Origin of the sequence: Mesorhizobium sp. M0968, from assembly GCF_040319065.1 — a bacterium.
Taxonomy (GTDB): Bacteria; Pseudomonadota; Alphaproteobacteria; order Rhizobiales; family Rhizobiaceae; genus Mesorhizobium.
Genome location: NZ_JAMYNL010000004.1, coordinates 222,582 through 235,769 on the forward strand (window position 1 = coordinate 222,582; position 13,188 = coordinate 235,769).

General features: G+C 62.8%; 12 protein-coding genes. 9 read left to right on the top strand and 3 right to left on the bottom strand.

The window, feature by feature from the left end; genetic code table 11:
* The first annotated feature begins 7 nt into the window (after nt 1-7).
* The 3 genes from NKH67_RS09025 to NKH67_RS09035 are packed head-to-tail and all read left to right on the top strand — an operon-like array spanning nt 8 to nt 2,616.
* Complete coding sequence (locus NKH67_RS09025) at nt 8-604, top strand: dimethylamine monooxygenase subunit DmmA family protein (protein ID WP_353030623.1); 597 nt, start codon at nt 8-10, stop codon at nt 602-604.
* Nucleotides 601-1,566, top strand: a complete 966-nt coding sequence (locus tag NKH67_RS09030; RefSeq protein ID WP_353030625.1) for a PDR/VanB family oxidoreductase — start codon at nt 601-603, stop codon at nt 1,564-1,566. The genes NKH67_RS09025 and NKH67_RS09030 overlap by 4 nt, the downstream gene beginning before the upstream one ends.
* Nucleotides 1,567-1,575: 9 nt before the next feature.
* Complete coding sequence (locus NKH67_RS09035) at nt 1,576-2,616, top strand: heme-dependent oxidative N-demethylase family protein (RefSeq protein ID WP_352502038.1); 1,041 nt, start codon at nt 1,576-1,578, stop codon at nt 2,614-2,616.
* 235 nt (nt 2,617-2,851) lie between these two features.
* Here NKH67_RS09035 and NKH67_RS09040 read toward each other — a convergent pair whose 3' ends face one another.
* Nucleotides 2,852-3,574 (bottom strand): helix-turn-helix domain-containing protein, encoded by a 723-nt coding sequence (locus tag NKH67_RS09040; RefSeq protein ID WP_352502037.1) that lies wholly within the window; start codon nt 3,572-3,574, stop codon nt 2,852-2,854.
* Between the two features lie 259 nt (nt 3,575-3,833).
* On the opposite strand from NKH67_RS09040, the gene NKH67_RS09045 reads away from it, so the two are divergent.
* The gene (locus NKH67_RS09045) at nt 3,834-5,192 is read left to right on the top strand and encodes a trimethylamine monooxygenase (RefSeq protein WP_352918021.1); all 1,359 of its coding nucleotides are present in this window, start codon (nt 3,834-3,836) and stop codon (nt 5,190-5,192) included.
* Between the two features lie 25 nt (nt 5,193-5,217).
* Here the strand turns inward: NKH67_RS09045 and NKH67_RS09050 are convergent, their stop codons facing one another.
* Complete coding sequence (locus tag NKH67_RS09050; RefSeq protein WP_353030627.1) at nt 5,218-6,555, bottom strand: aminotransferase-like domain-containing protein; 1,338 nt, start codon at nt 6,553-6,555, stop codon at nt 5,218-5,220.
* 109 nt (nt 6,556-6,664) lie between these two features.
* On the opposite strand from NKH67_RS09050, the gene NKH67_RS09055 reads away from it, so the two are divergent.
* The 5 genes from NKH67_RS09055 (at nt 6,665) to NKH67_RS09075 (ending at nt 11,458) form a co-directional block, all read left to right on the top strand.
* Nucleotides 6,665-7,639, top strand: a complete 975-nt coding sequence (locus NKH67_RS09055; RefSeq protein WP_352918018.1) for a substrate-binding domain-containing protein — start codon at nt 6,665-6,667, stop codon at nt 7,637-7,639.
* Nucleotides 7,640-7,711: 72 nt separating this feature from the next.
* Nucleotides 7,712-8,542, top strand: a complete 831-nt coding sequence (locus NKH67_RS09060; protein ID WP_502893734.1) for an ABC transporter substrate-binding protein — start codon at nt 7,712-7,714, stop codon at nt 8,540-8,542.
* An 8-nt stretch (nt 8,543-8,550) separates the two neighbouring features.
* The gene (locus NKH67_RS09065) at nt 8,551-9,471 is read left to right on the top strand and encodes an amino acid ABC transporter permease (protein WP_352502032.1); all 921 of its coding nucleotides are present in this window, start codon (nt 8,551-8,553) and stop codon (nt 9,469-9,471) included.
* The gene (locus tag NKH67_RS09070) at nt 9,458-10,231 is read left to right on the top strand and encodes an amino acid ABC transporter ATP-binding protein (protein WP_023674014.1); all 774 of its coding nucleotides are present in this window, start codon (nt 9,458-9,460) and stop codon (nt 10,229-10,231) included. The genes NKH67_RS09065 and NKH67_RS09070 overlap by 14 nt, the downstream gene beginning before the upstream one ends.
* 45 nt (nt 10,232-10,276) lie before the next feature.
* Nucleotides 10,277-11,458: a M20 aminoacylase family protein gene (locus NKH67_RS09075; protein WP_352821868.1), complete on the top strand. Its 1,182-nt coding sequence runs from the start codon at nt 10,277-10,279 to the stop codon at nt 11,456-11,458.
* 123 nt (nt 11,459-11,581) lie between these two features.
* On the opposite strand, the gene NKH67_RS09080 is transcribed toward NKH67_RS09075, so the two are convergent.
* A complete protein-coding gene (locus NKH67_RS09080; RefSeq protein ID WP_352918016.1) occupies nt 11,582-13,129 on the bottom strand; it encodes an autotransporter outer membrane beta-barrel domain-containing protein in 1,548 nt (515 codons plus the stop codon).
* Nucleotides 13,130-13,188: the final 59 nt, after the last annotated feature.

Below are 13,188 nucleotides of genomic sequence, written 5' to 3' on the forward strand. Positions count from 1 at the left end.
TGCGGGTATGGCAGCGAAAAGCATCATCAGCCGGCCGGTCTATGGGACCCTGTCTCCGCAGCCTGGCAAGCATCATCTTTTCATAGCGGATGCAGAGGGAGCGCTGGCGATTGCCGATCTGGCCGCCAAGGCACCGGCGGATTTCTTCGGTGGCGCCCACATCATCTTCATTCCCGGCCGCGACGGCAAATACGCCGATGCGCTCGAAGCCCTGAAGCCGGCGCAGCTCTACCTCAGCCATTCCTTCGCCAGCGCCCTGCCGCGGCTGAAGCAGACGCTGGCCAACGCCCATATGGGCCTCAGGCTCTATCTCGCCGGCACCGAGGGGCTGATCGGCCAGGCCATGCAGGCGGCGCTAGAAGCCGGCATCGACCACACCTCGATCCAGACCGAGCATCGCGGCTCGCTGGCGCGCCGCATGCAGTGCGTCCATTGCAAGGGCATCACCGAGAACGTGACGACGCAGCCGGCGACCTGTTCGCATTGCGGCCTGCTGCTTCTGGTGCGCGATCACTATTCGCGGCGCCTCGCCGCCTTCCAGGGCGTCTGCATCAACGCCGAGGACCGCAGCGAAATTCCTCCGATCGAGGAGGTCTTTCGATGAGCACCGGCACCACCAAACTCGATGTCGTCGTCAGCGATGTCGTCCCGGTCAACGAGCTGGTGACGCGCTTTCATTTCCGCCGGCGCGACGGCGAGCTTTTGCCGACCTTTTCCGGCGGCGCCCATGTCGTCGTCGAGATGCGCGATGGCGAACGCACCAGGCTCAATCCCTATTCGCTGATGGGCTCGCCGCTCGACACCCGCGAATACACCATCTCGGTGCGCCGCGACGACGCCGGCCGCGGCGGCTCGCTGTTCATGCACAGGCAGGTCAGGCCGGGCACGGAGATGGTGGTGAGCTACCCCGTCAACCTGTTCTCGCTCGATCTGCGCGCCAGGAAGCATCTGATGCTGGCCGGCGGCATCGGCATCACCCCGTTCATGGCGCAGACCGCGCAACTGGCGGCGGAAGGCGGCAATTTCGAATTGCATTACACCTGCCGCACCGCCTCGCTCGGCACCTATGCCAACCTGCTCAGGGAGCGCTACGACCGCCGGGTCAGGCTCTATCACGACGACCGCGACGAGCGCGTCGATCTCGACCGGCTGCTGTCGTCGCAGCCGCTCGGCACGCATCTCTATGTCTGCGGCCCGTCCGGCATGATCGGCTGGGTGCGCGAGCGTGCCGCGGCCCTCGGCTGGCCTCCGGAGACCGTGCATTTCGAGCATTTCGCCGCACCCCAGCCCGGCGCGCCCTTCGACGTGACGCTGGCGCTCAGCGGCAAGACAATCCGTGTCGACGAGCAGCAGAGCCTGCTCGAGGCGATCGAGGCGGCCGGCGTCGATCCGCCCTATCTCTGCCGCGGCGGCGTCTGCGGCCAGTGCGAGACCAACGTCATTTCGCATGACGGCAAATTCATCCACAACGACCACTGGCTGAGCGAGGAAGACCACCATTCGGGCTGCAAGATCATGCCCTGCGTCTCGCGCTTCGAGGGCAGGTCGCTGGTGCTGGAAAGATAGGAGGCGAGCTTGGGCATCACCTTTCGTAAGGAAACCTTCCGCGACGACTTCACGTTCAGGAACAGCCCCGAGCACATCAGGCGGTTCCCGTTCCCGTTCCATGAAGACAGCTACATGTATGCCGTCAACATCGAGCCGCATGTCGTCGGGCCGAAGGGCAGCGTGCTGGAGAATTTGATCGACGTCGACGAGCACTATGTCGCCGAGATGCAGGACCGCGCTTTGGTGCTGGCCGAGGATCCGCTGCGCTGCCAGTCGCTGCCGCACATGACGCTGGCCGGCTGGGATCTGCTCGAGCTTTTGATGGAGCAGCAGGCGCTGGGCTATCCCGAGCATTTCACGCTGACGCGCCATGGCGACCGCTGGCGCTGGATCAACCGGCCGCTCGGCATCGACGACAGCTTCACATTCGGCGACGTCTCGACGCTGCCCTATGGGCCGATGGAATACATCACCCGCCAGAGCCAGGGCGATTTCTGCATTCTCGACCAGCGCGACGGCAATCTGTGGATGGATGCCGGCATGGTCACCACCCAGGCCGACTGGTCGCTCGATTTCGACATCGGCATGAACTTCTTCGAATGGCACGCGCCGGTGCCGCTGGCGCATGAGAAGGGCATCTTCGTCCGGGCGCTAAAATTCCTCACCAACATCCAGCAGGGCAAGCCGGCGCGCCGGCTGAACTGGACGATGACCATCAATCCGCGCCTCGATACCAGCCCGGAAAATTATCACAAATGGGGTCCGGACCGGACCACGGTGACGCCCAAAAACGTCGGCGACAAGGTCCATCTGCGCGTCGAGCTGCAGAGCTTCTGGCGGCTGCCGCGCTCGAATGCGATCGTCTTCCCGATCCGCTGCTACCTGATCAAGATGGACGAGCTGGTGACGCAGCCGAAATGGGCAAGGCGCCTGCACCGCGTCATCCGCGACCTTCCCGACGAACTCGCCAACTACAAAGGCCTGACGCGCTACCGCGCGACGCTGGTCGAATGGCTGTCGAAGCTGGATGACGGCAGTGCGACATCGCCAGGGTTCGGGCCGGATTGAGGTTCTGTTTGCGAGGTTCGCGCTGCCCGTCAAGCTGCCAATCTCCCCCCAAGAGGGGGAGATGCCCGGCAGGGCAGAGGGGGGCGCCGTAGAGCGCCGGCCTTTAGCCCCCTTGCGACCAATCGAGGACGAGCTTGCCCTGCAGTTCAACGTAGCAGAGACCCTAGGATCCATGCCGTTACCGTGGCCGTGGAGTGCAGCGATCCAGGATTGCTTGCGCGCCCTCATCTCCGGCTCACCCCGCGCTGCTCTGCGGATAACAGATGATCGACAAATACCGCATCGGCAGGACGCTCAGCACTTCCGGTCCGTGCGGCGCATCGGCGTCGAAGAACAGGCTGTCGCCAGGCCTCATCGGGTAGAGATTGCTGCCGTGCCGGTAAACCACCTCGCCCTCGAGCATATAGAGGAATTCCATGCCTTCATGCTGGAAGGTCGGGAACACGTCGGAATCCTCGGTCAGCGTGATCAGATAGGGTTCGACGACGACGCCGCTGGTGTTGGAGCCGATATGGCCGAGCAGATTGTACTGGTGGCCGGCGCGCGTGCCGCGGCGTTCGACGTCGAGGCCTTCGCCGGCCTTGACGAAGACGGCACTGCGCTCTTCCTCGAAGCGTCGGAAGAAGGCGGTGACGGGAACGCCGAGCGCCCGCGACAGCGCCTGCAACGTGGTCAGCGATGGCGAGGTGATGCCGTTCTCGATCTTCGACAGCATGCCAAGCGAAATGTCGGTGGCGGCAGCCAGATCGGCGACGGTGATGCCGAGCTTCTTGCGGAAGGCCCGCACCTCGCGGCCGATCGCGACCTCCAGGACTTTTTCGCGGGTGTCGCGAATGGCGTGCGGGTTCTGGGTGAGCGGCGCGCGTATCTTGCGCGGATCGACTGCAGCGACCGACGGCTTGGCCTTGGCGGCGACGACGGCCGCAGCGGGCTTTAGACTGGATGCTTTTTTCGCCATGTTGCCACCCCGGACCTTGCCGATTCATTTCACTCACGGTGAACATATTCGGTGCCGATACAGAAGCGCAACTGCCACGGCAAGCCACCCGTGTCGAATTGCGCAATGTCCGGATTTCGCCCGAGCTACTGCGTCGCTTGGAAATCCAGCTGGGCGAAACGCGGTTTCGCGACAAGCCCTGTTGACAGCATCGAAGGGGCAATTACTGTCCTGTCAGTGAAATTTGTTTCGTTAGGGAAATGAGATCGGGAGGCCCGCAATGAAAGATCGTGTTGCCGTCATCGGAGCCGGGCCGTCCGGCATGGCCCAGCTCAGGGCCTTCAAGTCGGCCGCCGACAAGGGCGCCGACATTCCCGAAATCGTCTGCTTCGAAAAGCAGTCCGACTGGGGCGGCCTGTGGAACTACACCTGGCGCACCGGCCTCGACGAGCATGGCGACCCAGTGCACGGCTCGATGTACCGTTACCTCTGGTCGAACGGCCCGAAGGAATGCCTCGAATTCGCCGACTACACCTTCGAGGAGCATTTCGGCCGGCCGATCGGCTCCTATCCGCCGCGCGCCGTGCTGTGGGACTACATCAAGGGCCGCGTCGAAAAATCCGGCGTGCGCCAATGGGTGCGCTTCAACAGCCCGGTGCGCATGGTCACCTTCTCCGAAACGACAAAAAAATTCACCGTCACCGCGCATGACCGCACCAGCGACGTCACCTACTCGGAAGAGTTCGACCATGTCGTCGTCGCCTCGGGCCATTTCTCCGTGCCCAACGTTCCCTATTTCGAGGGCTTTTCGACCTTCAACGGCCGTATCCTGCACAGCCACGATTTCCGCGACGCCATGGAATTCAAGGGCAAGGACATTTTGATAATCGGCCGCTCCTATTCAGCCGAGGACATCGGCTCGCAATGCTACAAATACGGCGCCAGATCGATCACCTCCAGCTACCGCTCGAAGCCGATGGGCTTCAAATGGCCGGAGAACTGGAAGGAAGTGCCGCTTCTGCAGAAGGTCGTCGGCAAGACGGCGCATTTCAAGGACGGCAGCACCAAAGACGTCGACGCCATCATCCTGTGCACCGGTTACCTCCATTCCTTCCCGTTCCTCACCGAGGATTTGAAGCTGAAGACCGCCAACCGCATGTGGCCGGACGGGCTCTACGAGGGCGTCGTCTGGGAGAAAAACCCGAAGCTGTCCTATATCGGCATGCAGGACCAGTTCTACACCTTCAACATGTTCGACGCGCAGGCCTGGTTCGCCCGCGACGTCATCATGGGCCGCATCAATCTGCCCTCAGCCGACGCCATGGCCGAGCACGGCCGGAAATGGCGGGCACGCGAGGAAACGCTTGAAGACGCCGAGCAGATGATCTGGTTCCAGGGCGACTACACCAGGGAGCTGATGGAGCAGACCGACTATCCCGGCTTCGATGTCGAGGCTGTCAATCAGACCTTCATGGAGTGGGAGCACCACAAGGCGCAAGACATTATGGGCTTCCGCGACCATGCCTACCGCTCGCTGATGACCGGCACGATGGCGCCGCTGCATCATACGCCGTGGCTGCAGGCGATGGACGATTCGATGGAAAGCTACCTCGAGATGAAGGGCGTGGCGGCGGAGTAGCAGTCCGAACGGCGATTGACTTGCCTCAGACAACTTCCCGCGCCGGGTCGGCTGCCAGCGCCAGGGAATTTGCGACGTGCTCGAGGTGCTCCTCGTCCAGAATGCTGGTCGCGACGCGGACAGCGTTCGTTTTTCCGGTCGAAAACTTCGCTCCGGCATGGACCGCGATGCCGTGGGCGGCCAGCGTGACCATTGCGTAAGGTTCCGAAGCAACCGGAATGAGGACGCTGAGACCGTGTCCGGCGTCGATATCGACATTGCGTTTGGCCAGTTCGCCGGCGAGCCGTTCGCGACGGCCGCGGTATACCTCCTTCGCCTGCTCCACCAGGGCGGCCCTGGCCGGGTCTTGCAGCAGCCAGGCGGTGGCCGCCTGCAGGATGCGGCTGGTCCATCCCGAGCTGAAGCTGCGGTAGGACTGGATCTGCTCGACGATCGTCGCCGATCCGGACAGCACGGCGAGCCGCAAATCCGGGCCGTGGGTCTTGGAATAGGACAGGATATGGACGACGCGATCGGGAAAACGCCGGCCAAGCGAAATGCGCGGCGCCGAGGCAATATCGCCGACGCCGTCATCTTCGACAATCAGCACGTCGGTGCCGGCGAGCAGGTCGCCGATGACTTCCAGCCGCGCCGACGACATGCAGGCGCCGGTCACCGAATGGACGCGCGGCTGGAACAGGAACGCGACGGGCCGCTGCCGCAGAGCGTTGGCAAGTGCATCCGGCAAGGGACCGTCGCTGTCGCAGTCTACCGGGATGATCGGCACATCGAGATCCTCGAGGATGTCGAGCAGGCGAAGCGCCGTCGGGTTCTCGATGGCCACCGGCGCTCCCGGCGGGACCAGCGCATGCAGCAAGGTGTAGATGGCGTTGTAACCGCCATTGGTGGCCAGGAACGCGCCGGGATCGTACGGCCATGACGGGCGCACTGCCGCCTCCAGCTCGGGCAGGATGCGCACCCGCTCGTAGCTGTTGAGCTTTTCGGCGCGCGCACCATGCGCCAGCGCGATGTCGAGCGGCGGCAAGAGCCTCACATCGGGCTCCGCGATCGCCAGGTTCAGAACATCCTGTCCGTAATTGCCGCCGCTCATGTGGCGCTCGGGCCGGGCGGCAAAGCGGTTGCCCATGATCCAGGTGCCGTTGCGTCCGCGGCCGCCGATGATCTTGTAGCGCCGCAACTCGCTCCACGCCTGCGAGACCGTCGCCGGGCTGACGCCAAGCACATAGGCCAGATCGCGCACCGGCGGAAGCTTTGCGCCGACAGGCAGCGCGCCGCTTCTGATCAGCGCTCCGGTCTCGCGCGCGATGCCGCGCATCGTGCGGTCGCCAAGGCGTTCAGCGAACCATCCTGCATCGAAATCCATCGGCACCCGCGACCATCAAAGCTAATGTTCAATAACATAATAACATTTGATCGGCCAAAAATAAACATTTACCAATCGCCGGTCAAACATAGCTTTGAAGTTCATGCCGATGCCCGTCTCCATCACCATAGCCACCCGCGATTGGGACTATCTCACCCCTTTGGTGCTGGGTGACGTCGCTTCGAGCCGCTTGTCGGTGAAGGTTGACCGCGTCGCCACGCTCATTCCGGATCTCGGCACCGATCCGAACTACGATGCGGCGGAGGTCTCATTCAGCCGTTATGTGTCGGCCATGGCTTCGGGCAGGGATACGGTGGTTGGAACACCGTGCTTCATCATGCGCGGCTTTCGCCATCGCTGCATCATAACGGTCGAGGCCAGCCCGCTGGAACGGCTTTCCGACCTTGCCGGCAAACGCATCGGCGTGACCGGCTGGCGCGATTCCGGCAACACATGGACGCGCGCGGCACTTCGCCGGGCAGGCGTCGGCGTCGAGGATGCCTATTGGTTCGCCGGCAGGCTGACATCGGAGCACCCGATCGCCGATCGCCTCGACGGATTCGGCAGGCCGGGGCGCATCGAAGCAGCACCAGGCGAGCGCCCGATGATCGAGCTGCTGTCGCAAGGCGAGCTCGACGCCGTTTTCACGCCCTTCATGCCGGACGGCTTTTTCGGCCCGGCTTCCGGCTTCCGGCAAGTGCTGCGCGATTTTCGCGCGGCCGAACGCGCCTATTTCGCCGACGTCGGTTATGTCCCGGGCATGCATCTGGTCGCCGTCAAGGCCGCAGTGGCCAGGGAGCACCCCTGGCTGCCGCAGGAACTCGCCAGGCTGATCAACGAAAGCCAGCGCGTCTGGACGGCAAAGCGCCGAAAATATGCCGATACCTCGCCCTGGATCCTCGAGGAGCTGCTTCATGCGGGGCGCGACCTGCCTGCCTCCTGGAACGCCAGCGGCCTGCCGGCCAACCGGCGCATGATCGAGGATTTCGTCACCGAGCTCCATGCCCAGGGCATTCTGGCGGAACCGATTTCCGCCGAAGCCTTGTTTCCTTTCGAGGCCAGATCGCGGGCCACCGCAGCCTGACAACGTACAACGAAGAACACGAAGGAGAATGCCATGAGGACAATCAGCTTCATATTCGCCTCGCTCGTCACCATGCTGGCGCAGGCCAGCTTTGCCCAGGATATCCAGAAGCAATCGGTGAACGAGGATTTGCGGGCCCGGCTGCCGGAAGAGATCCGCACGGCGGGAAAGATCACAGCCGTCAACAACGGCTCGTTCCCGCCCTATGAGATCGTCACCGGCACCGAACTGTCGGGGGCGACCAGGGACATTTCCGACGCCATCGGCCAGCTGCTCGGTGTCGAGATCGATCATACCTCGGTCGCCGGCCTGCCGGCTTTGCTGAGCGGCATCAATGCCGGCCGTTATCAGTTCGCGATGGGGCCTGTCGGCGACTATCCCGACCGGCAGAAATCCAACGACTTCATCGATTGGGTGCGCGAATACGTCGTCTTCGCCGTCGAGAAGGGCAACCCGCAAGGCATCACCTCGCTCGACACCGCGTGCGGCAAGCGCATCGCGGTCATGTCGGGTGGCTCGGCCGAAAAGGTCATCAAGCAGCAGGCGCAGAAATGCACCGAGGGGGGCAAGTCGGTCGTCGAGGTGCAATCCTTCACCGACCAGCCGAGCTCGATACTGGCCGTCCGGTCGAAACGCTCCGACGCATTCTTCTCCTCGCAGGCGCCGCTGACCTATTTCGTCGAGCAGGCGAAGGGCCAGCTGGAACTCGCCGGGATCGGCCAGGCCAACGGCTTCAAGGACATCTATCAAGGCGCCGTCGTCAAGAAGGGCTCTCCGCTGGGCGGCGTGCTGCTCGACGCGTTCAAGATCCTGATGAAGAACGGCACCTACGCCGCGGTCATGAAGAAGTGGGGTCTCGAGAAGAACATGATCGATGCGCCAGGCATCAACCAGGGCCAGTAGAGGCTGCCATGACCGACGCCACCGCTGCCTACGCGGCCGGGCTGCCGCGACGTCCCGACGACGCGCTGCGCGACGTCAAACGAGCCCACCGGCCGTTTCCGCTCGCCCGGCTGGCGCTCTGGGCGTTCACCGTCGCCGTGGCAGCCGGCTTCGCCTATATCGTCGCGGTCAACCCGAATTTCGGCTGGCCGGTCGTCGCCCAGTATTTCTTCGATCCGACGGTCATGCAGGGGCTTTCCGTAACGCTCGGCCTGACGGTGGTGGCGATGATCCTGGGTATCGTGCTCGGCCTGCTGCTCGCCATCGCGCGCATGTCGAACGACAGGCTGGCATCCCTTCTCTCCGGCCTGTTCATCTGGTTCTTCCGGGGAACGCCGCTGCTGGTGCAACTGATCCTGTGGTACAACCTTTCGACGCTGTTTCCGCGCATTTCCATCGGCTTCGCCAGTTGGAACACCAACGACCTGATCACGCCTTTGACGGCCGCCGTTCTTGGTCTGGCGCTGAACGAGGCCGCCTACATGGCCGAGATCATCCGTGGCGGGCTGCTGTCGGTGGACAAGGGACAGGCCGAAACGGCTGAAGCCTTCGGCATGACCCGCGCGCGGGCCTTGCGGCGCATCATCATCCCGCAGGCGATGCGGTCGATCGTGCCGCCGACCGGCAATCAGCTGATCAGCATGATCAAGGCGACGTCGCTTGTCAGCGTCATCGCCATGGCCGACCTGCTCTACTCGGTGCAGTCGATCTACAACCGCACCTTCGAAATCATTCCGCTGCTGATGGTTGCAGTGCTGTGGTACCTGCTGATCACCTCGGTCCTCAATGTCGCGCAAGGCGCGATCGAACGCCACTACAGCCGCGGCGATCGCGGTGCGCGCGAGAAGACGGCGACCGCCACCCTGGAGGCCGCCAATGAGCGCGCATGACACGCCCCTGGTCCGGGCGCGCAACGTTCACAAGGCCTTCGGCCCGCTCGAGGTGCTGAAGGGCATTGATCTGGACGTCGCGCCTGGCGAGGTGGTGGTCATTCTCGGACCGTCCGGCTCCGGAAAGTCGACCTTCCTGCGATGCATCAATCATCTCGAGGCGATCGACCAGGGGTCGATCGAGGTGGACGGCGAGCAGATCGGTTACCGGTTGCACGACGGCCGCCTCGACAAACTTTCCGACCGCGCGATCGCCGCGCAGCGGCGCAAGATCGGCATGGTGTTCCAGCAGTTCAATCTCTATCCGCACATGACGACCCTGCAGAACGTTATCGAGGCTCCGGTCGGCGTTCACCGGGAGAACCGCAAGGAGGCGATCGGCTACGCCCGCGAACTGCTGACCCGTGTCGGTCTTGCCGACAAGATCGACGCCTATCCGCGCCAGCTTTCAGGCGGCCAGCAGCAGCGCGTCGCCATCGCCCGTGCGCTCGCCATCCGCCCGAAATTGATGCTCTTCGACGAGCCGACCTCGGCGCTCGATCCGGAGCTGGTCGGCGAAGTGCTCGCCACCATGCGCGATCTCGCCAGGCAGGGCTTGACCATGATCGTGGTCACGCATGAGATCGGCTTCGCCCGCGAAGCGGCGGATCGGGTGGTGTTCATGGACGACGGTAATGTGATCGAGGCCGGGCCTCCGGACGAGGTTCTCGCCAAACCCAGGCACCCGCGCACGCGGGCTTTCTTGAGCCGTTTCATCTAAAGGCAAAGCCGGCGCGGCACCTGCTCGGCCGGCAAAGGACCTTCCATGCCAAAGACCTCCAACCAGTTCGCCGATATTTCCGACTTCGCCGACAAGGCCGCCGAGCTTGCAGCGGCCCGCCAGCACCTGCACGCGCATCCCGAGCTTTCATTCCAGGAGCACGAAACGGCTGCATACGTTGCCGAACGGCTCGAAAGCTGGGGCTATGAGGTGACGCGCAATGTCGGCGGGCTCGGTGTCGTCGGTCGCCTGCGCCAGGGCAGCGGCCGCAGCATCGCCATCCGAGCCGACATGGACGCCCTGCCGATCACCGAAGCTACCAATCTCCCTTATGGCAGCCAGGCCAGCGGCAAGATGCACGCCTGCGGTCATGACGGCCACACCACGATGCTGCTCGGCGCCGCCGAATACCTGGCGCGCACACGGCATTTCAACGGCACGGTGAACCTCATCTTCCAGCCGGCCGAGGAAGCCGGCAAGGGAAGCGGGGCGCAGGCGATGATCGCCGACGGCCTGTTCGAGCGCTTTCCCTGCGATGCGATATTCGGGCTGCACAACCACCCGGGCGCGCCGACGGGTTCGTTCCTGATGCGCGCCGGGCCGCTGATGGCGGCGAGCGATACCGTCACCATCAGGATCGCCGGGCGTGGCGGCCACGCCTCGCGTCCGCACCTGACGGTCGACCCGATCGTCGCTGCCGCCAACATCGTCATGACCCTGCAGACGGTTGTGTCGCGCAACGTCAACCCGATCGAGACTGCTGTCGTCACCGTCGGCACGATTCACGGAGGCACGGCCTCCAACGTCATTCCGGAACACGCCGAAATCACGTTGAGCGTCCGCTCCTTCTCGGCCGAGATCCGCGACACGCTCGAGCAGCGTATTCGCAATATCGCAGCACTTGTGGCGCAGGCGCATGGCGCAACGGTCGAGATCGATTACGAGCGCGGCTACCCGGTGGTGGTCAATTCCGAGCGCGAGACGTCCTTTGCGACAGACATCGCTGTCGAACTCGTCGGTCAGGACAAGGTGTCCGTCTGCCCGTTGATCCCCGGCAGCGAAGACTTTTCTTATTTCCTCGAACACAAACCCGGTTGCTTTCTGCGCCTCGGAAACGGCGAGGATTCAGCCATCCTGCACAGCTCGAAATATGATTTCAACGACGGCAATCTGACCGTCGGCGCAGCGCTCTGGGCTCGTTTGACCGAGAGATTCCTGGCCGCCTGATCCATGACTGCGGCTTGGATTGTCGATCGGCCGGTCGAGCATTATTGGGGCGACCGGCCGCGCGACGATGCTCAACGAATTCTCACGCATTCCCCCACTTCGAATGCGATAAGAGCTTCGCTTTCAGACAAACAAAAAGTCACCCGTCGTCAGCGGGCTTGTAAAGTTTGCGAGAGTAACTTGATCGACTCCTGCGGTAATGATGGTGTCGGTTCCACTTTGCGCAATTGTGAGATCATCGAACGATTGCACGCCCTCCACGCCACTAAATACAATGGTGTCGTCTTGGGTCTGGCTGAAATCGTAGATGGTGTTTTGGGTTCCGACCGTCATTGAACCATCGTCCTTGAATATGAATTGATCTCTGCCGCCCTGAGCCAGTTCGCTCAGTTGCCCGTCACCCCACATGTCGTTGACGACGGTGCAGCCGGGTGCCGCGCTCCCGGCGTACAGGGTATCGTTTCCGCCCAGAGCCGAACCGGACATTTGCAGAGCGTCGCCGCACAGGAAGTTGCGGACCTGGCCGCTTTCGCTGTTGTGGCCCCCGGTAAGAATGTCGTTGCCGCCCGCGGCGGACCCGGACATAGCGAATGTGTCGCCATACAACTCGCTTTGAACATCAGGACCAGAGCTCTTATTGCCGCCGGTTAGGATATCATTGCCGCCCACAGCATTGCCGGCCATCGCGCCAGCGTCGCCATAGGCGAAATTATGGGTGCCTTGCAGCACGGCCACGTCATCGCCCCCGCTAGCAGAGTCGGACATGATGCCGGCCGCGTCACCATAGAAACTTATCACGAACCCACCCACGCTCGTGAAGGTGTCGTCGCCGCCCTTAGCAAAGTCGGACATATGTAGGCTCGCGTCGCCAAAGAAACTTTTGGTCTGAATCGTGCCACCAAAGTCTGTGTAATGGTCGTCGCCACCCTGAGCATGGCCAGACATGCTGCGACCGGCATCACCGTAGAAAATAGTGTTGGCGTCACTAGCGCCATTGAAAGTGTCGTTGCCGCCCTTGCTGTAGTCCGACATATCGCCGCTGGTGTCCCCGTAGAAAGCGTTGCTGGAGTCGCTCCTGGCCGTGAAACGGTCGTCGCCACCTTGAGCATGGCCAGACATGTTGTTCCCGGCGTCGCCAAAGAAAATGTTGACGGCCACGCTGGTGCCCTCAAAGGTGTCATTGCCACCCTTGCTGTGGTCGGACATATCGACGCCGGCGTCACCGTAGAAAGTGTTGAAGGAGTTGGGAAAGGCCGTGAAACGGTCGTCGCCGCCCTGAGCATGGCCGATCATGTTGCCGCCGGCGTCGCCGAAGAAAATGTTGCTGGCTTGCGCGGCGCCCGTGAAAGTGTCGTTGCCGCCCTTGCTGTGGTCCGACATATCGTCGCCCGCGTCACCGTAAGCAGTGGTGGTGGAGGAGCTCGACACCGTGAAGGTGTCGTCACCGCCCCGAGCAAAATTGAACAAGCTCCGAGCCGCGTCGCCGTAGAAGGTGTAGGTCGACGGTGCGGTTTCCGTAAAGGTGTCGTTGCCGCCTCTTGAGAAATCGAGCAGGCTGCCGCCAGCGTCGCCGGTCAAGATATTGGTATTCGGATCGCCTGTGAGGGCGTCATCGATACCCCACTGATGATCTGCTAGATCACCGGTAGTAAAGGGAACGCGTGTAGACATTATCCGCTCTCCTGTTGAGCCTGCCCGTCCCATAACAGCCGTACGATGTGAGGCAAAAA